Source organism: Tersicoccus solisilvae (genome assembly GCF_014643255.1).
Taxonomy (GTDB): Bacteria; Actinomycetota; Actinomycetes; order Actinomycetales; family Micrococcaceae; genus Tersicoccus; species Tersicoccus solisilvae.
Genome location: NZ_BMJI01000008.1, coordinates 45,415 through 68,002 on the forward strand (window position 1 = coordinate 45,415; position 22,588 = coordinate 68,002).

At 72.5% G+C, this 22,588-nt stretch carries 21 protein-coding genes and 2 riboswitches; of the genes, 15 read left to right on the plus strand and 6 right to left on the minus strand.

Annotation, left to right across the window (positions count from 1 at the left end):
* Window positions 1-12: 12 nt before the first annotated feature.
* Entirely contained in the window at window positions 13-786 is a 774-nt protein-coding gene (locus tag IEX22_RS08390) for a CPBP family intramembrane glutamic endopeptidase (RefSeq protein ID WP_188667889.1), read from the minus strand.
* A 207-nt stretch (window positions 787-993) separates the two neighbouring features.
* On the opposite strand from IEX22_RS08390, the gene purS reads away from it, so the two are divergent.
* The 10 genes from purS to IEX22_RS08440 all read left to right on the plus strand — a co-directional run bounded on the left by purS (window position 994) and on the right by IEX22_RS08440 (window position 9,396).
* Window positions 994-1,263: a phosphoribosylformylglycinamidine synthase subunit PurS gene (purS, locus tag IEX22_RS08395; RefSeq protein ID WP_188667890.1), complete on the plus strand. Its 270-nt coding sequence runs from the start codon at window positions 994-996 to the stop codon at window positions 1,261-1,263.
* Entirely contained in the window at window positions 1,260-2,018 is a 759-nt protein-coding gene (purQ, locus tag IEX22_RS08400) for a phosphoribosylformylglycinamidine synthase subunit PurQ (protein WP_188667891.1), read from the plus strand. The genes purS and purQ overlap by 4 nt, the downstream gene beginning before the upstream one ends.
* A gap of 17 nt (window positions 2,019-2,035) precedes the next feature.
* Window positions 2,036-4,426, plus strand: a complete 2,391-nt coding sequence (gene purL / locus IEX22_RS08405) for a phosphoribosylformylglycinamidine synthase subunit PurL (protein WP_188667892.1) — start codon at window positions 2,036-2,038, stop codon at window positions 4,424-4,426.
* A gap of 288 nt (window positions 4,427-4,714) precedes the next feature.
* Entirely contained in the window at window positions 4,715-5,221 is a 507-nt protein-coding gene (locus tag IEX22_RS08410) for a mycothiol transferase (RefSeq protein ID WP_188667893.1), read from the plus strand.
* A gap of 155 nt (window positions 5,222-5,376) precedes the next feature.
* A complete protein-coding gene (locus tag IEX22_RS08415) occupies window positions 5,377-5,670 on the plus strand; it encodes a hypothetical protein (RefSeq protein ID WP_188667894.1) in 294 nt (97 codons plus the stop codon).
* 28 nt (window positions 5,671-5,698) lie between these two features.
* Window positions 5,699-6,262, plus strand: coding sequence for a hypothetical protein (locus IEX22_RS08420; RefSeq protein ID WP_188667895.1), 564 nt, complete (start codon window positions 5,699-5,701; stop codon window positions 6,260-6,262).
* Window positions 6,259-6,816, plus strand: coding sequence for a hypothetical protein (locus tag IEX22_RS08425; RefSeq protein ID WP_188667896.1), 558 nt, complete (start codon window positions 6,259-6,261; stop codon window positions 6,814-6,816). The genes IEX22_RS08420 and IEX22_RS08425 overlap by 4 nt, the downstream gene beginning before the upstream one ends.
* A gap of 35 nt (window positions 6,817-6,851) precedes the next feature.
* On the plus strand, window positions 6,852-7,235 hold the full coding sequence (locus IEX22_RS08430) for a hypothetical protein (protein ID WP_188667897.1): 384 nt from the start codon (window positions 6,852-6,854) through the stop codon (window positions 7,233-7,235).
* A 44-nt stretch (window positions 7,236-7,279) separates the two neighbouring features.
* Window positions 7,280-8,788 carry a hypothetical protein gene (locus IEX22_RS08435; protein ID WP_188667898.1) on the plus strand — a complete coding sequence of 503 codons (1,509 nt, stop codon included), beginning with the start codon at window positions 7,280-7,282 and terminating at the stop codon, window positions 8,786-8,788.
* Complete coding sequence (locus IEX22_RS08440; protein ID WP_188667899.1) at window positions 8,728-9,396, plus strand: ABC transporter ATP-binding protein; 669 nt, start codon at window positions 8,728-8,730, stop codon at window positions 9,394-9,396. Before IEX22_RS08435 ends, IEX22_RS08440 begins: the two co-directional genes overlap by 61 nt.
* A gap of 22 nt (window positions 9,397-9,418) precedes the next feature.
* Here IEX22_RS08440 and IEX22_RS08445 read toward each other — a convergent pair whose 3' ends face one another.
* Window positions 9,419-11,914: an alpha-amylase family glycosyl hydrolase gene (locus IEX22_RS08445; RefSeq protein WP_229659878.1), complete on the minus strand. Its 2,496-nt coding sequence runs from the start codon at window positions 11,912-11,914 to the stop codon at window positions 9,419-9,421.
* Window positions 11,915-12,032: 118 nt separating this feature from the next.
* Here IEX22_RS08445 and cls point away from each other — a divergent pair, with 118 nt between their 5' ends.
* Window positions 12,033-13,505, plus strand: coding sequence for a cardiolipin synthase (cls, locus tag IEX22_RS08450; RefSeq protein WP_229659887.1), 1,473 nt, complete (start codon window positions 12,033-12,035; stop codon window positions 13,503-13,505).
* On the opposite strand, the gene IEX22_RS08455 is transcribed toward cls, so the two are convergent.
* The 4 genes from IEX22_RS08455 to IEX22_RS08470 all read right to left on the minus strand — a co-directional run bounded on the left by IEX22_RS08455 (window position 13,486) and on the right by IEX22_RS08470 (window position 18,548).
* Complete coding sequence (locus tag IEX22_RS08455) at window positions 13,486-15,648, minus strand: AMP-binding protein (protein WP_188667952.1); 2,163 nt, start codon at window positions 15,646-15,648, stop codon at window positions 13,486-13,488. The two genes, cls and IEX22_RS08455, sit on opposite strands and share 20 nt — an antisense overlap.
* A 17-nt stretch (window positions 15,649-15,665) precedes the next feature.
* Complete coding sequence (locus IEX22_RS08460; RefSeq protein WP_188667900.1) at window positions 15,666-16,517, minus strand: ABC transporter permease; 852 nt, start codon at window positions 16,515-16,517, stop codon at window positions 15,666-15,668.
* A complete protein-coding gene (locus IEX22_RS08465; protein ID WP_188667901.1) occupies window positions 16,514-17,581 on the minus strand; it encodes an aliphatic sulfonate ABC transporter substrate-binding protein in 1,068 nt (355 codons plus the stop codon). The genes IEX22_RS08460 and IEX22_RS08465 overlap by 4 nt, the downstream gene beginning before the upstream one ends.
* A 115-nt stretch (window positions 17,582-17,696) precedes the next feature.
* Entirely contained in the window at window positions 17,697-18,548 is an 852-nt protein-coding gene (locus IEX22_RS08470) for an ABC transporter ATP-binding protein (RefSeq protein ID WP_188667902.1), read from the minus strand.
* A gap of 9 nt (window positions 18,549-18,557) precedes the next feature.
* Window positions 18,558-18,650: riboswitch (SAM riboswitch) on the minus strand.
* A 122-nt stretch (window positions 18,651-18,772) separates the two neighbouring features.
* On the opposite strand from IEX22_RS08470, the gene IEX22_RS08475 reads away from it, so the two are divergent.
* From IEX22_RS08475 to IEX22_RS08490, 4 genes are all read left to right on the plus strand, one after another.
* Window positions 18,773-19,198, plus strand: a complete 426-nt coding sequence (locus IEX22_RS08475) for a CoA-binding protein (protein WP_188667903.1) — start codon at window positions 18,773-18,775, stop codon at window positions 19,196-19,198.
* Between the two features lie 77 nt (window positions 19,199-19,275).
* A riboswitch (SAM riboswitch) is annotated at window positions 19,276-19,376 on the plus strand.
* Between the two features lie 102 nt (window positions 19,377-19,478).
* The gene (gene sfnG / locus IEX22_RS08480) at window positions 19,479-20,648 is read left to right on the plus strand and encodes a dimethylsulfone monooxygenase SfnG (protein WP_188667904.1); all 1,170 of its coding nucleotides are present in this window, start codon (window positions 19,479-19,481) and stop codon (window positions 20,646-20,648) included.
* Window positions 20,649-20,651: 3 nt separating this feature from the next.
* Entirely contained in the window at window positions 20,652-22,043 is a 1,392-nt protein-coding gene (locus IEX22_RS08485) for an O-acetylhomoserine aminocarboxypropyltransferase/cysteine synthase family protein (RefSeq protein ID WP_188667905.1), read from the plus strand.
* On the plus strand, window positions 22,040-22,549 hold the full coding sequence (locus tag IEX22_RS08490; protein ID WP_188667906.1) for a CoA-binding protein: 510 nt from the start codon (window positions 22,040-22,042) through the stop codon (window positions 22,547-22,549). Before IEX22_RS08485 ends, IEX22_RS08490 begins: the two co-directional genes overlap by 4 nt.
* The last annotated feature ends 39 nt before the right edge of the window (window positions 22,550-22,588 follow it).

A 22,588-nucleotide genomic window follows, 5' to 3' on the forward strand; every position in this document is an offset into this window, starting at 1 on the left:
TCGCGCTCGGACTCACCGTCGCGCTCGGCTCGCGCGGCGCCACAGCAGCACCGCGTAGGCCAGCATCACCGCGCAGGCGAGCGCGATCCCGGTGAGCGCGGTCGCGGTGGTGGCGTTCCCCCCGAGGAAGTTGGCGAAGTCCCAGGCTGCGTGCCAGACGACGGCGGGCCACAGGCTCCCCGTCACCAGGGTCAGCTCCGCGGCGACGACGCCGAACAGGACGGCGAAGACCACCTGGAGGACCGATTCGGCCGCGCCCGCACCGCCGGCGAGATTCGCCAGGTGCAGCACGCCGAAGACGAGGGAGCTGCCGATCACGGCCACGCGCACGCCGGAGGGACGCAGGACGGCGAGGATGATCCCCCGGAACCAGACCTCCTCGTTCACCGCGACCATGAGGACCAGCACCGCGTACGCGGCGAGCACGCCGGCGCGCACGTGGATCCCCTGCGTCGCGACCGCGATCACCACCGTGAGCAGCAGCGGCAGGAACCACCAGACGGCCCGCACCCGACGCGGGACGCCGAAGCGGACCGGTGTGAGACCGAACGGCGCGACGGCCAGGACCACGACGCCGATGGCGGCCGAGACCGCCGCTCCGGCCCCGATCACGAGGGCGGCGGACGCCTCGTCCAGGCCCAGGATCTGCGCCGCGGCGGACGCGACGGCCGTGCAGAGCACCGGGACCAGGGCGAGGGCGACGGCGAGGAGGCCCGCCATGACGGTGCGGGGGCGGCGGTGCTCCGGTGAGCGGCGGCCGTCCGCCCGCTCGATCATCTGGGACATCATGTCCTCTCTGCGTGGAATACACTCGTATTCCGTCAGTGCCGAGAGTACGAGCGTATTCCTGGGGGTGTCAAGCGTCTCGGTCCGGGCGGCCCGAGGGTGGGCGATAGACTGGACCGGCAAGCTCGCGGAGCGCCGATCCGGCGTGAGACGGCATTCCTCCGACGAGCGCTGTCCTGAATTCCCTCAGCCGCAGGAGTCGCCCGCATGCAGCGGATCGTCGTCGAAGTCATGCCCAAGCCCGAGATCCTGGACCCGCAGGGCAAGGCGATCGTGAACGCCCTGCCCCGGATCGGCATCGAGGCCTTCAGCGGTGTTCGCCAGGGGAAGCGGTTCGAGCTGACGGTCGACGGCGAGGTGACCGACGCGCACCTGGCCGCCGCCCGCGAGGCCGCCGAGACCCTGCTCTCCAATCCGGTGATCGAAGACGTCGTCTCCGTGTACGCGGTCGACGCGGCCGCGGACGCCACCCGATGAGCACCCCGACGGACCTGCCCCTGATCGGGGATTACGGCACCGGCGGACCCGAGTTGACCGATGCCCGCATCGGCGTCGTCACGTTCCCCGGCACGCTCGACGACCGCGATGCCGCCCGCGCGGTGCGCCTGGCCGGCGCCACCCCGGTCGCCCTGTTCCACGCGGACGCGGACCTGCAGGGCGTCGACGCCGTCGTCCTGCCCGGCGGTTTCTCCTACGGCGACTACCTGCGCGCCGGCGCCATCGCCCGGTTCGCGCCGCTGATGGAGCGGCTCGTCGACGCCGCGAGTGGCTCCGGTTCCTCCGCCGGTGGGCCCCTCCCGGTGCTCGGCATCTGCAACGGCTTCCAGATGCTCACCGAGGCGCACCTGCTGCCCGGCTCGATGATCAAGAACGATCACCTGCACTTCATCTGCCGCGACCAGGCCCTGCGCGTCGAGAACACGGACACCGCCTGGACCGGCGCGTTCGAGCGCGGCCAGCGCATCGTCGTGCCCCTGAAGAACCAGGACGGCCAGTACGTGGCCGACGACGCCACGGTCGAGGAGCTCGAGGGCGAGGGCCGCGTCGTCTTCCGCTACCTCGACGTCAACCCGAACGGCTCGCGCCGCGACATCGCCGGCATCACCAACGCCGCCGGCAACGTCGTCGGCCTCATGCCCCACCCGGAGCACGCCGTGGAGGACGGGTACGGCCCGTCGCTGGACGGTCTCGGCCTGTTCACCTCCGTGCTCACCACGCTCGTCCACGCCTGAGGAGACCCCGCTCCCCCATGTCCGAAGACACCGCCGAGAACACCGCCGAGAACATCGCCGCGACGCCGGAGACCGAAGCCCCGGACGCGTCGCGCGCCTTCAACCTCGACACCGTCGAGCACGCCGCGACCACCCCGGACACCGAACTGCCCTGGGCCGAGCTGGGTCTGAAGCAGGACGAGTTCGCGCGGATCGGGCAGATCCTCGGCCGGCGGCCCACCGCCGCCGAGCTGGCCATGTACTCGGTGATGTGGTCCGAGCACTGCTCCTACAAGTCCTCCAAGATCCACCTGCGCCAGTTCGGCGACAAGGTCACCGACGCCATGAAGGAGCACCTGCTCGTCGGCATCGGCGAGAACGCCGGCGTGGTCGACATCGGCGACGGCTGGGCCGTGACCTTCAAGGTCGAGTCCCACAACCACCCGTCGTTCGTCGAGCCCTACCAGGGCGCGGCCACCGGCGTCGGCGGCATCGTCCGCGACATCATCTCGATGGGCGCCCGCCCGGTCGCCGTGATGGACCCGCTGCGGTTCGGCGCCATCGACCACCCCGACACGGCCCGGCTGGTGCACGGCATCGTCGCCGGCATCGGCGGGTACGGCAACTCCCTCGGCCTGCCCAACATCGGCGGCGAGCTCGTGTTCGACCCGGTCTACCAGGGCAATCCGCTCGTCAACGCCCTGGCGGTCGGCGTGCTGCGGCACGAGGACATCCGGCTGGCCAACGCCTCGGGCAAGGGCAACAAGGTCGTCCTCTTCGGGGCCCGGACCGGCGGCGACGGCATCGGCGGCGCCTCCGTGCTCGCGTCGGAGTCCTTCGAGGGTTCCGGTAAACCGGCGAAGCGGCCCGCGGTGCAGGTCGGCGACCCGTTCGCCGAGAAGGTGCTGATCGAGTGCTGCCTGGAACTGTTCGCCGGTGGCGTCGTCGAGGGCATCCAGGACCTCGGGGCGGCCGGCATCTCCTGCGCGACCAGTGAGCTGGCGTCCAACGGCGACGGCGGCATGCACGTCGAGCTGACCGACGTGCTGCTGCGCGACCCGTCCTTGACGCCCGGCGAGATCCTGATGAGCGAGTCGCAGGAACGCATGATGGCGGTCGTCGCGCCCGAGAACGTCGCCGCGTTCGAGGCGATCATGGGCCGCTGGGCCGTCGAGTACTCCTGGCTCGGCGAGGTCACCGACACCGGCCGCCTCGTCATCGAGTGGGACGGCGAGGTGATCGTCGACGTCGACCCGCGCACCGTCGCCCACGAGGGCCCCGTCTACGACCGGCCGCAGGCCCGGCCGGACTGGCAGGACGCGACGCAGGCGGACCGGTTCACCGGCTCTGCCGCGGACACGGACCGGCCCGCCGGCGCGGCGCTGGGCGACGCCGTCGTCGCGCTGATGTCCTCCCCCAACCTGTGCTCCCCGGACTGGGTCACCGACCAGTACGACCGCTACGTGCAGGGCAACACCGCCCTGGCGATGCCCGACGACGCCGGCGTGGTCCGCGTCGACGAGGGCACCGGGCTCGGCGTCGCCATCGCGACCGACGCCAACGGCCGCTACGCCTACCTCGACCCGTACGAGGGCGCGCGGCTGGCCCTGGCCGAGTCCTACCGGAACGTCGCCACCACCGGCGCGCGACCGCTCGCCGTGACCGACTGCCTGAACTTCGGCTCGCCCGAGGACCCGGCCGTCATGTGGCAGTTCGTCCAGGCCGTCAGCGGGCTCTCCGACGCCTGCCGGGACCTCGGCGTGCCCGTGACCGGCGGCAACGTCTCCCTCTACAACCAGACCGGCGGCGTGCCGATCCACCCGACTCCCGTCGTCGGCGTGCTCGGCGTGTTCGACGACGTCGCCCGGCGCACCCCGTCCGGCTGGCGCGAGGACGGCCAGGCGATCTACCTGCTCGGCTCCACCCGCGACGAGCTCGACGGCTCCGCCTGGGCGGATCTGCAGGGGCACCTGGGCGGGCGGCCCCCGGTCGTGGACCTGGCCGCGGAGAAGACGCTCGGCGAGATCCTCATCAACGCCTCCCGCGACGGCATGGTCGACGCGGCGCACGACCTGTCCACCGGCGGCCTCGCGGCGGCCCTGGCCGAGGCGTGCCTCCGGTACGACGTCGGGGCCCGGGTGGGGCTGGACGAGGCGGCCGAGCGCGACGGCGTCGACGTGTTCACCCTCCTGTTCTCGGAGTCGCAGGGCCGGGCGCTCGTCGCCGTCCCGCGGTCCGAGGAGGTGCGGTTCACCGACATGTGCACCGCGCGCGGCTACCCGGCGATACGGATCGGCGTCGTCGACTCCGTCGGCACCGGCACGGAGGACGCCCCGGCCCCGTCGCTGGACGTGCAGGGCCACTTCACGGTGCCGTTGGCGCGGCTGCGGGAGGCCTGGTCGGCCACCCTGCCGGCGCACTTCGCCTGATCCGCAGACCGCGACCCGCGGAGCTCCACATCGCCCGCCGCATCTGCCGATCGTTCAGACCCGCGAGGCGCCCCTGCTCCACGGCGAAGCTGGTTCTCCGGCCGATGGCATCAGGAATGGGAAGCATGCCTCATGGTGCGCCGAACCTCGACCACGCTGCCGTCGTCGTCCACAGCCTGCCGTCGACTGGTCACCAGCTGACCGTCTGTGGCGCCGAACTCGAGCACAACCGACATCTATCGACCAGTCGGCTTGACCAGCCAGCGGGCCGTGCCGAAGGATCGACGGATGGATGCACGCGATGTCTACCGCACGATCTTCGACGCGATCGCCGAGTCGGTCGAGCGCACCGTCGACGGACTGAGCGCCGAACAGCTGAACCTCCGGCCGTTCGACGACGCCAATTCCGTCGCCTGGCTCGTCTGGCACCTGACCCGGGTGCAGGACGACCACCTGGCCGACGCGTTCGGTCACCGGCAGGTGTGGCCGCAGCGCTGGAGCGCCGAGTTCGCCCTCGGGCTGCCGGAGGGCGACACCGGCTACGGGCACTCCTCGGCGCAGGTGGCCCAGGTCCGGGTGACCAGCGCCGATCAGCTGCTCGGCTACCACGCCGACGTGCACCGGCAGACGCTCGTCGACCTCGAGAGCGTCACCGCGGAGTCGCTCGACGAGGTGGTCGACGAGCGGTGGGACCCGCCCGTCACCCGCGGGGTCCGCCTGGCCAGCGTCATCGGCGACTGCCACCAGCACCTCGGCCAGGCCGCCTACGTCCGCGGCCTGGCTCCCCACCTCTGACCCGCACGCCCCCGGGCCGAGCACGAGATTCCTCCTTCTGGCGCATCGGATGCACCACTTTCGTGGCTGCCGGTCGACGCCGGTCCGTTCCTAGGCTCGAAACCGAGCACGGCGCACCGGTCGTCTCACCCGCACCAGGCAACGCAGGAGGAACCATGACCAGCACCACCGCATCCCGGAAGACCACGCCGCAGAACCGGAAGGCCGCGGCCGTCGTCACCGGTCTCGCCGTCCTCGGCCTCGTCGTCGGCACGGCCGCCATCGGCGTCCTGGCCGCGGCGCTCGGCGGCAACGCCGTCCTGGCCGCCAAGGTCGTCGACGCGATCATCGCCGGCTCGACCGCGGCCACCATCGCCGCGATCCTGCTCTCCGGCGGCTTCGCCGGCATCGGCCTCTTCGCCGTCAAGTGGGCGCTGAAGACCGCCGGCCGCAAGGCGGCCATTGCCTGAGATGGCGCTCTCGATCGGAACGAACCCGGTGAGCGGAGCGCTGCGCGCCCCGTTCACCGGGTTCATCGCCGTCGTCGGAGCCGTCTGCCTCGCCCTGTGCACCGCCGGGTACCTCGCCGGCGCGGACCTGTCGTCGCTGGCCGGTGAGCCCGGGCGCACCGGGTACGCCGGGCCGATGGACGCCCTGACGGAGATCGCCCTCCGCAACGGCAGCGCGGCGCTGGGCCTGCTGGCCGGGATCGTCACGTTCGGCCTGTTCTCGGGCGTGCTGCTTGGGGTGATCTGCCTGTACTTCGGGGTGCTCGCCCGGATCGCCCTCGACCTGCGCGGCTCGTCCTGGTGGTGGGAGTACCTGCCGTTCGCCTCGGTCGAGCTGCTGGGATTCCTCGTGATCGCGAGCGGCGGCATGTACCCGGCCGTCCGCAGCATCGCCGCCGTCCTCCGTCGCCCGCCCCGCGGGGGCGTGCTCGCCACCATCCTGCGGACCTACCTGACGACGACGGGCCGCCTGCTCGTCCCCCTCGCCGTCGGCGTCGGCCTGCTGGTCCTCGCATCCGTGCTCGAGATCCTCTGGGGAGTGACCTACTCATGAGTGCATCCGCCCTGCCGTCGCTGCACGCCGTTCCCGCGGGCCGCGATTCCTCCCGCCTTCCGGCCCGCGGGCGCTTGGTGCGCGCCGTCGTCGCCCTGGTTCCGTGGCTCGCGACGCTCGCCTACGCGGCGGTGTCCCTGCCGCTGCTCGAACGGACGATCGCGACCGGCGGCACCGCCGCGGCCCGCGACCTGCCCGCGGTGGCCCTGACCGCGGCCACCGTCACCACGGTGCTGATCGTCTGGTTCGGCGTCGGCATCAGCCAGTTGATCGCGGTCCACCTCGACCGCGGTTTCCGGCGCGCCGCGACGGCGCACCGGCCCGGCGTCGTCGGTCACGGACCGGCCCTGCTCGCCGTCAGCGGCGCCCTCGTCGTCGCGATGGCGGGCAACCTGATCAGCGCGGGCGCCGGAACGCCGCTGCCCGCCAAGATCGGCGTCGGCCTCGCCCTCGCCGCCGCCTACCTGCTGCTCACCCGCCGCGGCGGGCGCGGCACCACCGCCTGGCGGATCCCGTCCGCCGCCCTCGTCCTCGCGGTCGGGCTGTTCGCCTGACCGCTCCACCGATCCCCGACCAGGAGGTCTCCCCCATGTCCACCACCGCACCCGCTCCGGCCCACCCCGCCCTGCGCGTCGGCGCCACGGCCCTGCTCACCGTGCAGGTGCTCGCCGCCGTGATCCACGGCGCCCTGGAGCTGACCGCCGGCGGACCGGGCTCGGGGGACGGGGCGCTGCCCGCCCTGCGCTGGATCGCGCTGGTCGGCGTCGCCCTCACCGTGGTGGCCGGCGGCATCGCCCTGGCCACCCGCCGGGTGTGGGGGCCGCTCGCCGTGACCGCGGGCATCGCCTCCCTCGTGGCCGGCGTGATCATCTCCCGCCTGCCCGACGGCGGTGCCGTCGGCATCGTGCTCGCCATCGCGGCCATCGGCTCGCTCTGCGTCGCCTTCGCCCGCCGGACCCCGTCCTCGTCGTGATCGATCCCGGCGGCCCGGCGTCGTGGTGTCGGGCGGTGCGCTTCGTGGCCACCGCCGACGCCCGGCTCTGGGCACGCCGCCACAGCCTGCCGATCGGCGGGGCGACGCTGCTCGTCGCCGCCGCCGTCGCGGCCGGGTGCGGGGCGGTCGTCGCGGTCGCGGTGGCCTCGCTGGGGGTGCCCTGGCTGCGCGGCACCACCGTCCTCGACGCCGTGCTCCCGGCGGACCTCGACCGGGGCGGCGCCCTGCTCGGGATCGCCGTGGCCGGCGTGCTCGGCCTCAGTGTGGGGCGCGTCCTCGGCGCGATGCTGCCGGGCCGGCGGCGGGAGGTCTGGCTGCCGGCCGACCGCCGCGTGCTCCGGCAACTCGGCGTGCCCGTCGGCGCCGTGGCGCTCGTCCGGGTCGGCATCGCCGCGGTCCCCGGACGACTGCCGGTCGTCGCGGCCGCGGCCGGCGTCCTCGGCGTCCTCGCGGGGCCGGCCGTCGCGGTCCTCGCCCTCGCCCTGATCCTCACCGCCGAGATCACCGCCCTGGCCGTGCTCCGGTCGTCCCCGCCGGCCGCGGCGAGGCGGGGCTGGGCGCCGCATCCGGGCGTCCTCGCCGTCGCCGCGATCGCCGGCGTCGCCCTGGGCGTCGCCGTGCGCCCGTGGCTGCGCACCCCGGAGGCGCTCGTCGCGACGCTGAACCAGCTCAGCAGCGCCATCGGCGCGGCACTCGCACCCCTGTTCGGCTCCGCCCTGGCGGCATGCGCCCTGCTCGCCGTCGCGCTCCTCGTCCGCGACCGCGGCGGGCGACGACGGCACCGGCTCGTGGTCGAGCACCAGCCCGCGGCTGCCCGGACGCCCCTGCGGCCCACCCGCACGATGCTGCTGGCCCAGTGCCTGGACCGGTCCGCGAACGGGGGCGCCGACGCCATCCGCGGCCTGTTCCGCGCCCTGATGGTGGCGGGTTGGGCCGGCCTGGGGCTCGCGATCGGGCTGAACGGCGCCGTCGCCTCCGTGGTCGACCACCAGGTCGTGGTGAGCCTGATCGTCCTGCTCGTCGTCACGGTCACCATCACCATCGCCGCGATCGTCGGCGCCCGCCGGCACCTGCCCACGATGCAGTGGCTGGTCCGCAGCGGCGCCGCCCAGGGCGACGTCGTCCGGATCTTCCACGGCGGCTACGCCCTCGTCGTCGTGGCCGTCACCGCGCCGGCGACCCTGGCGGCCGCCGTGCTGGCCGCGTCCGGCGAACTGGCGGTCGTCGCCGTCGCCGCCCCCGTCCTCGGCGTCGCCGCCGCCCAGCTGTGCGGCCTCGCCGACCCCGCCCCGGTCCGGGAGCCTGACGGCACGGTGCAGCCGGGTCTGCTGGGCGTCCTGGGCGGCCCCCTGCTGACCATGGCGGGCTGCGCGCCCGCGCTGGCCCGCGGCGTCGTGCCAGCGACCGCCGTCCTGCTCGTCACCGGCGTCGTGGCCCTGGCCGCCGTCCTGTATCTGAGGAGAGTTCTGACATGGACACCGTCATCACCGTGGACCGGCTCACGGCCGGCTACACCCAGCATCCCGTCCTGACCGACGTCGGGTTCACCACCGGGCCCGGCATCACGACGCTGACCGCCCCCAACGGCCGCGGCAAGTCCCTGCTGCTCTCCGTGATCGCCGGGGTGATCGCCCCCCTGGCCGGCTCGGCCACCGTGCTGGGTCGCCCGGCCGAGGACCCCCGGCTGCACCGTGAGCGCACCTGGACCCCCGCGGAGCCGCCCCTGTTCCCCGAGCTGACGGTGCGCGAACACGTGGACCTGCTGGCCGGGTTGGCCGGCCGGCCCACGGCGCCGTGGGTCGAGGCCGCCGAGCGGTACGGCCTGCACCCGTGGTGGGACTACCCGGTCGGCGATCTGTCGACCGGGAACCGGCAGAAGGCCAACCTCGTGCTCACCTCGTCCGCGCCCGCCGTCGTCCGGCTGCTGGACGAGCCGTTCAACGGCCTCGACACGGCGGCCCGGGCCGTCCTCGCGGGGCAGGTGCAGGCGTGGGCCGACGCCGGCGCGTGCGTGCTGCTCACCCACCACGGTGCGGACCTGCCGTGGCCGCAGGCCCGCCGGGTCGATCTGCTCGAGACCGGCACCGCGGCCGGCACCGCTGCCGGCACCGCTGCCGAGGCGCCCGCCGGGCCGGCCTGACGGACCGGCCCGGCGCCGCGCGTCAGGTGACGCTGACGACGTGGGTGGCGTGGTCGTACGTGAACGTCACCGACCGCGGCGCCGCCACGTGCAGGGCGATGTTGCCGCCGTTCGGAGCCCCGCCCTCCCCGTAGTTCTCGTCCCACTTCTTGTTCAGCGCCGCCTTGTACTCGTAGTCCCCGGCGGGCAGGGTGACGGTCAGCTTCCACAGCCCGGTGGCCGGGTCCTTCGTCATCTGCGCTTGGTCGCAGGTGGGATCCCAGTCCCCCGCGCAGCCCATCTCGGAGTTCAGCGATCCCGCGACGGCGACGTTCGTCGGCTCCGGGGTCGGCACCGGGCCCGGCGGCGTCGGCGTCACCGGCGTGGGCACCGTCCCGGTCGCCGGGGCGCTGGCCGACACGTGCCTGGCGTTGTCCAGGACGAGGGACCGGTACTCGACGGTGGTGCCCGGCGTCAGGGCGCTCGTGTCGTGGAACACCTGGTAGGGCGCGGTGTCGTCCGTGCCGATGTTCTGCCACGCCCCGCCGGGGGTGCGCGCCTGGAACGTCACCTCGTAGAAGGATGAGCCGGCGACGTCCGACCGCACGTTCACCCGGGTGTGGTCCGCGCCGGCCGTCTCGACGGCGCTGATCCGCGACGTCGGGGCGGCGTGCGAGGGCCGGATCCGCCCGTTGGACGCGTACACGGTGGCCGAGAGGGCGGACGCGCTCAGCCGCACGGTCCCGGCCCGGTCGCTGAGCGCGTGCTTCGCCCCGGTCCCGTAGACGCGGGTGAACATGCCGCGCGGGACGAACGTGGTGATCGGCGCCGTCCTGGCCGTGGTGCTGTTGTTGAGGACGACGACGTACTCGCGCTGGGTCGCCCGGTCGATCCGGGAGAAGGCGTAGATGCCCGGGCCCGAGTCCGCGTACCGGTTCTGGTGGGCACCGTTGCGCAGCGCCGGGTACCGCTTCGTCAGCGCCGACAGTTCCGCGATGCTGCGGTACAGCGGCCGGGACGTCACGAAGTTGTCGGTCGCGTGGGTGGCCGTGGTGCCGATCAGGTCGTCGTCCAGGTAGTCGGAGACCTTCGAGGCGAACATGGTCTGCCGGGCGAACTGGTCGCCGCCCGATCCGGTGAAGCCCTGCTCGTCGCCGTAGTAGATCACCGGGTTGCCGCGCGAGAAGTACATCAGCTCGTGCGCCAGCCGGTCCTTCGCCAGCCAGACGCCGTCACCGGCGTTCGGGTTGTCCGCCTGCAGGAAGGACCCGATCCGGCCCATGTCGTGGTTCCCGAGGAACGTGGGCAGCTGGTAGACGTTCGAGTCGGCGTCCGTGTACCAGTCGTCGCCCGCGAAGAACGCCTGCAGGTCGGCCGCGGACGTGCCCTTCGACGCGAAGTTGCGGGCCGCGTCCTGGAACGGGAAGTCGAGCACCGACTGCATCCGGTTCGTCGTCGTGTACCGGCTGGTGAAGTCCCGCGTGGTGTCGTACACCTCCCCGAACATGAAGAACTGGCTCTTGCCCACGTCGTGCGCGAACTGCAGCACCTGCGGCCCGAACTTCTGCCAGAACTCGTCGTTGACGTGCTTCATCGTGTCGATGCGGAAGCCGTCGATGCCGAAGTCCTTGATCCAGGTCTCGTAGATGTCGATCATGCCGTCGACCACCTGCGGCTTCTCGGTGAACAGGTCGTCCAGGCCGGCGAAGTCGCCGTACGTGGAGTTCTCGCCCTGATAGGTCGTGTTGCCGCGGTTGTGGTAGTTCGTGACGTCGTTGAGCCAGGCCGGGACCTTGAGCGTCTTCTCGGCCGGGTCGAGCACCGGGGTGTACGGGAAGGAGACCGCCGGATCCAGCGGCGGGAAGGTGGAGGTGCCGGCGTAGTCCCGGTCGTCGAACGGGGTGCCGTCGGCGGCCTTGTAGGGGAACAGCGCCTTGGTGATGTAGTTCGTCCGGTCGCCCTGGGTGTAGCCGATGACGTCGGCGGTGTGGTTGGTGATGATGTCGAAGTACACCTTCATGCCGCGCCGGTGCGCGGCGGCGATGAGGGTCTTCAGCTCGTCATTGGTGCCCAAGTGCGGGTCGATCTTCGTGAAGTCGGTGATCCAGTACCCGTGGTACCCCGCCGACGGACCGTCCTCCTGCTGGACCGCCTTGTTGGTGAAGCTGGGGGTCAGCCAGATCGCCGTCGTGCCCAGCCCCTTGATGTAGTCGACCTTGGAGGTCAGGCCCTTCAGGTCGCCGCCGTTGTAGTAGCCGCGATTCGTCGGGTCGAAGCCGGAGACGTCCGGGTCCGCGCCCAGGTTGCCCGTGTCGTTGGCGGTCGAGCCGTTGGCGAACCGGTCCGCCATCACGAAGTAGAAGTTCTCGTTGGTCACGGGCGCCCGCAGGGAGTGGCCCGCGACGGCGGCGGACGACGGCGGCGAGGGGTGCGGGCGCGGCCGGGCCTGCGCGGGACCACCCGCCCCCAGCAGTGTCGTCGTCAGGGCCGCCGTCAGCACGGCGGCCAGGGCAGCGCGAGAGAAGCGTCGAGGGCGCACGGTGTACCTCCGCAGGAGAAAGGCCCGGGTGATGATGCCTCAGCGTGACCTGTCTCACATCGGGGTGTCAACCGCGGCGCGAGGGTGAGGAGCGCGTCGATACACTGCGACAGTGGATCTGTCCATCGTCAACCTCAGTGCACTGCCGCTGGGGTGGGCGATCGCGGTGGCCGCGACCGAGTTCGTGATCCGGCTCGTGGTGCTGGGCATCGTCCCGCACAAGCGGCGCCCCTCCGTGGCGCTGGGCTGGCTGCTGGCGATCTACCTGATCCCCTTCGTCGGGTTGATCCTGTTCCTGCTGCTGGGCAGCCACAGGCTGCCCCGGGCCCGGCGGGAGAAGCAGGTGGAGATGAACCGGCTGATCCGGGAGAACTCCCCGCCCGACGCCGTGATCGGCGACGACCGGCCGTTGCCGATCTGGGTGCGCTCGACCGCGGTGATGAACGACCGGCTGGGGGCGCTGCCCATGACCGCCGGCAACGACCTGACCCTGCTGGACGGCTACGACACCGCCTACACGGCGATGGTGGAGGCGGTCCGCGCGGCCCGGCGCTACGTGCACGTCGAGTTCTACATCGCCGCGGAGGACCCGGCGACGGCGCCGCTGCTGGACGCCCTCGACGACGCCGTCGCCCGCGGGGTCACCGTCCGGTTCCTGCTCGACCACCTCGGCTCGGCCGGGTACCCGGGCTACCCGGAGCTGGTGCGGCGGCTCGACGCGTCGGGGGTGCAGTGGGCCCGCATGCTGCCCTTCCGGCCGTGGAAGCTGGAGTACACGCGGCCGGACCTGCGCAACCACCGCAAGATCGTCGTCATCGACGGCGACGTCGCGTTCACGGGGTCGCAGAACTGCATCGACCGGTCCTACAACAAGCGGCGCAACCGGCGCCGGGGCCTGCGGTGGGAGGACCTGTGGGTGCACGCCACGGGGCCCGTCGTGGACGCGCTGAACGCCCTCTTCGTCACCGACTGGTATTCCGAGACGGACGAGCTGCTCGTGCACGAGGCGCAGGACGAGCTGCCGGCAGAGGCGTCCGGCGGCCTGATGTGCCAGGTTGTCCCGTCCGGACCCGGCTTCGAGAACGAGAACAACCTGCGGATGATCAACACGGTGCTCTACCACGCCCAGGAGCGGGTGGACATCGTCAGCCCCTACTTCGTCCCGGACGAGTCGTCCCTGTCCGCCGTCACCAGCGCGGCCCAGCGCGGCGTGCGGATCAACCTCTACGTCAGCGAGATCAGCGACCAGTTCTTCGTCTACCACGCGCAGCGCTCCTACTACGAGGAGCTGATGGAGGCCGGCGTGACCATCTACCTGTACCGCTCGCCGACCATCCTGCACACCAAGGCGATCCTGATCGACCAGGAGGTCGCCGTCGTCGGGTCCTCCAACATGGACATGCGCTCGTTCGCCCTCAACCTCGAGGTGTCCACCCTCGTGCACGGCGGCGCCTTCGTCACCGACCTCGACCGCGTCGTGGCCCGCTACCGGGCGAACAGCGCCGTGCTCGAACTCGATCAGTGGCGCCAGCGTCCCCTCGGCGTGAAGTTCCTCGACAACGTCTGCCGCCTCACCAGCGCCCTGATGTGACGGGCCCTCGCCGGGCCGCCACCGCGCGCGCGATGCCGTCGACCGACGACTCGTCCTGCAGGCTCGTGGTGTCCCCGAGCGTCGTGCCCTCCCACAGCTGGGTGAGGAGGCGCCGCATGATCTTCCCGGACCGGGTCTTGGGCAGGTCCGGCACCGGGACGAGCACCTTCGGCTTGGCGATCGGGCCGATCACCGCGCCGACGTGGGCGCGCAGCTCGTCCGCGGACACCGTGGATCCCGGGCGCAGCACCACGAAGGCGGCGACGGCGTGGCCCGTGAGCGGGTCGCCGACCGGCGCGCAGCCGGCCTCGATCACGTCCGGGTGGGTCACGAGCGCCGACTCGATCTCGATCGTCGAGAGCCGGTGCCCGGAGATGTTGATGACGTCGTCCACCCGGCCGAGGATCCAGATGTCACCGTCCTCGTCGTACCGGCCGCCGTCGCCGGCGAAGAACCAGCCCTGCTCGGCGTACTGGCGCCAGTAGGAGTCGGCGTAGCGCTGCGGGTCCTTCCACACGGTGCGCGCGATCGAGGGGCCGATGGCGTCGACGACGACGAAGCCCTGCGCGCCGGGCGCGGTCCGGTTCCCCTCCTCGTCGACGACGGACGCGTTCACGCCGGGCAGAGCCCGCGTCGCGCAGCCCGGCTTCGGGCCGCCCGGCTCGCCGTCCTCGCGGTCGAACGCGGCGTCGTGCGGGCGGGGCGAGAGGATGGTGGACCCGGTCTCGGACTGCCACCACGTGTCGATCACGGATGCCGCGCCGCCGCCGATATGCTGCCGGAACCAGCGCCACGCCTCGGGGTTGGTCGCCTCCCCGACGGTGCCGATCAGGCGGATCGAGTCGAGGTTGTAGGTGGCCGGGATGCCGTCCGGGAACGCGCCCATCAGGGAGCGGACCAGGGTCGGCGCCGTGTAGTAGGTGGTGACGCCGTAGCGTTCGATGATCTCCGGGTGCCGGCCGAAGTGCGGGGTGTTCGGCGTGCCCTCGTAGATCACCTCGGTGACGCCGTTGACGAGCGGGCCGTAGATCTCGTAGGTGTGGGCGGTGACCCACGCCAGGTCCGCGGTGCACCAGTGCACGGTGGCGTCCCGGCGGGCCGGGTCCACGGCGGTGGAGAGCTCGTCGACCTTCCTCTCCCCGGCTGCGCCGGCCGCCTCGGGCAGCAGGTCGAACAGCAGCGCGTGCGTGTACGCGGTCTGCACCAGGTAGCCGCCCATCGTGTGCACGAGCCCCTTGGGCCGGCCGGTGGTGCCGGACGTGTACATGAGGAACAGGGGCGACTCGGCGTCGAACGCGACCGGGGTGTGCGTGTCCGGGACGGTGGCGAGCAGCTCGTGCCACCACACGTCCCGGCCCTCGGTCCAGGGCACCGCGCTCTCGGCGGTGGACCTGGCGCCACGGGCGCCGACCGGGACGACGCCGGGGCGCGCGCTCGCGGCGCCGGGCTTGGCGGTGCGGCGCACGACGACGACGTGCTCGATGCTGTTGGTGCCGCTGACGGCCTGGTCCGCGTTCTGCTTCACCGGCACGGCCGCGCCACGGCGGTACTGCCCGTCGGAGGTGACGAGGACCTTCGCGCCGGTGTCCTCGACCCGGAAGCGCAGCGCCTCGGCGGAGAAGCCGCCGAACACGAGGGAGTGGACGGCACCGATCCGGGCGCAGGCGAGGGTGATGATGACGGTCTCGGGGATGACGGGCAGGTAGACGACCACCCGGTCCCCCGCCACGACGCCGAGCGTCTCCAGCGCGTTGGCGGCGCGGCTGACCTCCCGCTGCAGGTCCGCGTACGTGTAGGTGTGCCGGTCGCCGGGTTCGCCCTCGAAGTGCAGGGCCACGTGGCCGCCGCGGCCGGCCTCGACGTGCCGGTCCACGCAGTTGTACGCCACGTTCAGCGTCCCGCCGGCGAACCACTCGATCACCGGCGGTGCGAACACGGGCTCGCCGTCATCGGTGACCTGCCCGGGAAGCGCCACGGCCGGCTCGAACCGGTGCGCGGTGTGCCAGGGCTGCGCCCAGTCGAGGCGCTGCGCCTGCCGCTCCCAGAATGCGACCCGCGCGTCGTCGCCGGCGTGCGCCGGATTGACGACGTCCCCGCGCCGCTCGTCCGCGACGGTCAGGGCGTTCACCTGCGCGTCGTCCATCTCGATCGCTCCCTGCGTCATGCCCATCTCCGTTCCGCGGCGCGCTGCGCCAGGCCCAGCAGCGCGTCGGTGACCTTCCCGATGACGGCGAGCAGCACGATCGCGAGCAGCAGCCGGTCCGTCCGTCCATTGTTCTGCGAATCGATGAGCAGGAAGCCCAGGCCCATCGAGGAGGCGAGCAACTCGGCCGCGACGAGGAACAGCCAGGCCTGGGCCAGCGCCAGCCGCAGACCGGAGACGACGGCGGGCAGGATGGCCGGCAGCTGGACCGCGCCCAGCAGCCGCACGCCCCGGTAGCCGAAGGCCCGGCCGGCCTCGACCAGGTGCGGGTCGACGTGCCGCAGCGCCGTCGCGACCGTCGTGTAGACGGGGAAGAACGCGCCGATGGCGATGAGCAGGACCTTGGAGTTCTCCCCGATGCCGATCCACAGCAGCAGCAGCGGCACCCAGGCCAGCGAGGGGACCGCCCGGAAGGCGCCGATCGTCGGGGCGAACAGCAGCGAGGAGACGCGGGAAAGCCCGATCAGCGCGCCGGCGGCCAGGCCGGCCGCGGCGCCGAGGACGAAGCCGAGCAGCACCCGCTGCGTGGAGATCCCGATGTGGGTGCCGAGCTGGCCGCGCCGGAGCAGGTCGGCCCCGGCGGCGAGGACGTCGCCGGGCGGGGGCAGCTGCACGGGTGTGAACACGCCGAGCGCCGTGACCGCCTGCCACAGGGCGAGCAGGAGCAGGGGGACGACGAGGCCGGCGGCCCAGCGGATGCCGCGCGGCAGGACCCGGCGACGTCCCGGCACCACGGGCGACAGGTGGCGTGGCGGTGCCGGGACCGCCGTGGGGGCGTCGACCCGGGCGCCGGGGGCAGGGGTGCTCACTTGGTGGTCACCGCCGACGGGTCGGCCGCCTCGACGAGGTCGTCGTCGAGCAGGGCGTTCAGCGCGGAGTCGACGGTGGCGGCGTCCTTGACGTCCCCGGAGTCGACGATGATCGTGCCGACCTTCTCCAGCACGGCGCGCTGCTTCGCGCCCGGGGCCGGGTCCACGCCGAGGTTCGTGCGGGCGATGACCTTCGTGGCGACGGCCTGGTCGATGCCGGCGGTCTCGGCGAGGATGCCGGCGGTCTCCGCCGGGTGCGCCTTGGCCCACGCCCTGGCCGCCTCGTACGTGTTCACGACGGTCTGGGCGATCTCGGGCTGGTTCTTGAGGAAGTCCTCGCGGGCGTTGAGGAACCCGTAGGTGTTGAACGCGACGTTGCGGGAGAAGAGTTTGTCGCCGTCCTTCTCGGCGGCGGCCATGATCGGGTCGAGCCCGGCCCACGCCTGGACGGAGCCGTTGTCGAGCGCGGTGCGGCCGTCGGCGTGCTGCAGGTTCTGCACGGTGACGTCGGAGGCCTTCAGGCCGTTCGCGGCGAGGGACTGCAGCAGGAAGAAGTAGGGGTCGGTGCCCTTCGTCGCGGCCACGGACTTGCCCTTCAGGTCGGCCACCGAGGTGATGCCGGAGTCCCTCGTCGTCACCAGTGCGGACCACTCGGGCTGGGAGTAGATGTCGACGGTGCGGATCGGGGAGCCGTTGGCGCGGGCCAGCAGGGCGGCCGAGCCGGCGGTGGAGCCGACGTCGATGGCGCCCGAGCGCAGGGCCTCGTTGGCCTTGTTCGAGCCGGCCGACTGCACCCAGGTCACGCTCACGCCCTGCTTCTTCAGCGCGTCCTCGAGCCAGCCCTTCTGCTTGATCACCAGGGAGAGCGGGTTGTAGGTGGCGAAGTCGATGGTCAGGGTCTTCGCGCTGCCCCCGGCGCCACCCGCGGCCGCGGCGGTCGAGGTGCCGGAGCCCTCACCCGCGCAGCCGGTGAGGGTGAGGGTGAGGGTCGCGGCGGTGACGACGGCGACGGCGGTGAGGGCGGAGCGGACGAGACGAACGGGACGAACGGCACGGCGGGTCATGGTGATCCTGTCGATGGCAGTGGACGGTGAGCGCAGAACGGGCAGAACGGGGTGGAGCGGACGACGGCCGGCACGGACGAGCTACGGCGGACGGCGGCGTCCGGTGCGGGACCGGTCAGTGGGTGTCGACGCCGAGGGCGGTGAACAGATCGGCCCGCATGCGGGCCAGGTCGGCCGAGCCGCGGTCGCGCGGCCGGTCGCCGGGCACCACGTGCACGGACCGGACGCCCGCCGGTGCGGCGGAGGATCCGGTGTCGCCGTCGGCGGGGCCGAGCAGCACGATCCGGTCGGCGAGCTGGAGGGCCTCGTCGACGTCGTGCGTGACGAGCAGGATGGTGGCCGGGGAGGCGGCGTGCACCGAGAGCAGCAGGTCCTGCATCTTCAACCGGGTCAGGGCGTCGAGCGCGCCGAACGGCTCGTCGAGCAACAGCACGTGCGGGTCGCGGGCCAGCGCCCGGGCCAGGGACGCGCGCTGCGCCATGCCGCCGGAGACGGCACGGGGCCGGTGACCGGCGAACTCGGAGAGGCCGACCAGCGCGAGCAGCTCGTCGATGCGGGCGTCCTCGGCGGCCGTGCGCCGGCGGTGCGTGCGGGGCAGGCCGAGGGCGACGTTCTCGCGCAGGGTGCGCCACGGTAGCAGCCGCGGCTCCTGGAACGCGACGGCGCAGCGCGGGTCGAAGGGCCGGACGGCGACGTCGCCGATGGCGACGGAGCCGGTGGTCGGGGCGTCCAGGCCCGCGGCGAGGCGCAGCAGGGTGGACTTGCCGCAGCCGCTGGGCCCGAGCACGGCGATCACCTCGCCCGGCTCGACGTGGAGGTCGACGTCGACGAGGACGTCGTGGGGACCGAAGCGGCGACCGACGCCGCGCAGGGTGATGCCGGCGTCGGCGCCGCTCCAGAAGTCCGGGGCGTCCGCCGGGTCGGCGACGCCGGAGGCAGCGCTGCGCGCGGGAGAGAACAGGGACACGTCAGATCAACTCCATCGATCCTGGCGGTAGCACCCTTCCGACGGATCGGTGGGTTGCTGCGGCGTCGCTGAGCCAGATCTCTCGGCCGCTCGGGATGGTATGCGGCCACTGTAGCGGCACGACGGGAGGCGGGGGCAACTCGCCCGCGGCCGCCCCCGCCACGAACCGTCACACGCCCGCCGCCCGAACGCCAGGCAGAAAGGTGGGGGCGGAGAATGGGCTCATGAGCCACCGGAACGATCCCGAGACGATCCGCCGCCTGCTCACGACGCCGGGCCGGTGGGCGGTCGTCGGCTTGAGCGACAACCCCCGCCGGGTCGCCCCCCGGATCGCCGCGATGCTGCGGGACCGGCTCGGCATGGCGATCGTGCCGGTCAACCCGCGCGGCGAGCCGGCCCTCGGAGAACCGGGGTACCGCACGCTCGCCGACGCCGCACGGGCCGAGGGCCGCCTCGACGTCGTGGACTGCTTCGTCAACTCGACGAGGGTCGGCGCCGTCGTGGACCAGGCGATCGCCGTGGGAGCCGGCGCCGTGTGGCTGCAGCTCGGCGTGATCGACGAGGCGGCCGCGGCCCGCGCGGCCGCGGCCGGGCTCGACGTCGTGATGGACACCTGCCCCGCGATCGAGGCGCCGCGCTTCGGGTTGTGACGTGGCGCCGCCGGCACCCATGACGCCGCATGGCGGACCCGGGTTGATCCACGCGGGCCGGGCATCGCACAATGGCAGCGCCATCCCGAGCGGCCGAGAGATCTGGATCGATGACGCCGCAGCAACCGTGGTCGAAGAACCGCTGACCACACGGTGCTACCGCCAGAAGCGATGGAAGAGAGCGCACAGCAATCTTGAGCATCGAGCAGGCCGTTCCCTGCCCGGATGCGCACATTGCCGGGAACCGCAGCGGTCCGTCCAGCAGAAGGAAAGCGTCCCGATGAGCAGCATCGACCCGCGAGTCAATCTCGCCGAGCCCCTGAAGTTCGCCTACTGGGTGCCCAACGTCTCCGGCGGCCTCGTCGTCTCCACGATCGAGCAGCGCACCAGCTGGGACTTCGACTACAACAAGAAGCTGGCCCGGATCGCCGAGGACGCCGGCTTCGAGTACGCCCTGTCCCAGACCCGGTACGCCGCCAGCTACGGCGCCGACAAGCAGCACGAGGCGACGTCGTTCTCCCTCGCCCTGCTCGCCGCGACGGAGAAGCTGAAGGTGATCGCCGCCGTCCACCCGGGCATGTGGCACCCCGGCGTGCTGGCGAAGTACATCATCACGGCCGACCACATCTCGAACGGCCGGGCCGCCGTGAACATCGTCTCCGGCTGGCTGCGCGCCGAGTTCGACGGTTTCGGGCTGCCCTGGCTCGAGCACGACGAGCGGTACGCCCGCACCGAGGAGTTCATCTCGGTCCTGCGCGGCCTGTGGACCGAGCAGGACTTCTCGTTCCACGGGAAGTACTACGACATCTCCGACTTCACCCTCTCCCCCGCCCCGGTGGACGTGCCCGGCCGCGCCCACCCGGACATCTTCTTCGGCGGCAACTCCACCGCCGCCCGGATCGCCGCCGGCCACGTCGCCGACTGGTACTTCTCCAACGGCAAGGACTTCGACGGGTTCGAGGAGCAGTTCAACGACGTGCACGCCTCGGCCGCCGCGATCGGCCGGACGGCCCCGCGGTTCGGGCTCAACGGCTTCGTCATCGCCCGGGACTCCGAGAAGGAGGCCCGGGACACGCTGCGGGAGATCGTCCAGAAGGCACACCGGCCCGCGGTCGAGGGCTTCCGCGACGCCGTCCAGGAGGCCGGCTCCTCGACGAAGGACGGCAAGGGCATGTGGGCCGATTCCTCGTTCGAGGACCTGGTCCAGTACAACGACGGGTTCCGCACCCAGCTGATCGGCACGCCGGAGCAGATCGCCGAGCGGATCGTGGCCTACAAGCAGCGGGGCGTGAACCTGCTTCTCACCTGCTACCTGCACTTCCAGGAGGAGGTCGCCGGGTTCGGCCGGGACATCCTGCCGATCGTGCGGGAGCTGGAGGCCGACCTGGCCCGCAAGCACGGCGTCGAGCTCGGCGATCCCGAGCTGGCCGCCACGACAGGAGCACGCTGACCCATGGCGGACCACCGCTTCGGCTTCCGCACCCGCGCGCTGCACGCCGGGGGCACGCCCGACGCCGAGCACGGCGCCCGGGCCGTGCCGATCTACCAGTCGACGTCGTTCGTGTTCCAGGACACCGCCGACGCCGCCAACCTGTTCGCCCTGCAGAAGTACGGCACCATCTACTCACGGATCGGCAACCCCACGGTCGCCGCCTTCGAGGAGCGGATCGCGTCCCTGGAGGGCGGCATCGGCGCCGTCGCCACCTCCTCGGGCATGGCCGCCGAGTTCATCGTCTTCGCGGCGCTGACCGGGGCCGGCGACCACCTCGTCGCCTCCTCGCAGCTGTACGGCGGCACCGTCACCCAGCTGGACGTGACGCTGCGCCGGTTCGGGGTGGAGACGACGTTCGTTCCCGGCACCGACCCGGCCGACTTCGCCGCGGCGATCCGCCCGGAGACGAAGGCCGTCTACACGGAGATCGTCGCCAATCCCTCCGGCGAGGTGGCCGACCTGGCCGGGCTCGCCGCGGTGGCGCACGAGGCCGGGGTGCCGCTGGTGGTCGACGCGACCCTCTCGACGCCGTACCTGATCCGGCCGATCGAGCACGGCGCGGACATCGTCATCCACTCGGCCACGAAGTTCCTCGGCGGCCACGGCACCACGCTCGGCGGCGTCGTCGTCGAGAGCGGCCGGTTCGACTGGGGCAACGGGAGGTTCCCGACCATGACCGAACCGGTGCCCTCGTACGGCAACGTGTCCTGGTGGGGCAACTTCGGCGAGTACGGGTTCCTGACCAAGCTGCGCTCCGAGCAGCTGCGCGACATCGGCCCGTCCCTGTCCGCCCAGTCGGCGTTCCAGCTGCTGCAGGGCGTCGAGACGCTGCCGCAGCGGATGGACGCGCACCTGGCCAACGCCCGGGCCGTCGCCGAGTGGCTCGATGCCGACGAGCGGGTCTCCTACGTCAACTGGGCGGGACTGCCCTCCCATCCGCACCACGAGCGGGCGGAGCGCTACCTGCCGCTCGGCCCGGGCTCGGTGTTCAGCTTCGGCGTGCGCGGCGGCCGCGCGGCCGGCGAGCGCTTCATCGAGGCGCTGCAGCTGGCCAGCCACCTGGCCAACGTCGGCGACTCCCGCACGCTCGTCCTGCACCCGGGGTCGACCACCCACCGCCAGCTGACCGCGGAGCAGCTCGCCGCGGGCGGCGTGAACGAGGACCTCATCCGCATCTCGGTGGGCCTGGAGGACGTCGAGGACATCCTGTGGGACCTCGACCAGGCGCTCACCGCCGCCCAGGAGGCCGCCGCCGAGACCGGGGAACTGGCGGACAACGACGACACGTTCGTCACGCCCGAGACCGGAGCCGCCGACGGCGGGGCGTCCTGCGAGATCGGAGCCCGCGCATGAGCACCACGTCCACCGACCAGCAGAGCCGCACCTGGGTCGGGCCCACCGCCCCCGAGCGGCTGGCCATCCTCCGTGAGGCCAAGACGATCGCCATCGTCGGGGCGTCGGACAAGCCGTCCCGGGCGTCCTACTTCGTCGCCACCTACCTGCTCTCCTCCTCGCCGTACCGGGTGTACTTCGTCAACCCGGTCGCCAAGGAGATCCTCGGGCAGCCGGTGTACGCCTCGCTGGCGGACCTGCCGGAGAAGCCGGACATCGTCGACGTGTTCCGCAAGCACGACGACCTGCCCGGGGTGCTGTCCGAGGCGATCGATGCCGGGGCCGGCACGATCTGGCTGCAGCTGGGCTCGTGGCACGAGGGCGTGGCCGCCGACGCGGAGGCCGCCGGGCTGAACGTCGTGATGGACCGGTGCGTGAAGATCGAGCACGCGCGATTCCACGGCGGGCTGCACCTGGCCGGATTCGACACCGGCGTCATCTCCTCGAAGCGTCAGGTGCGCGCCTGACCGGTGCCGCTCCGGCGGCGTCCATCGACCGGGGCCGGC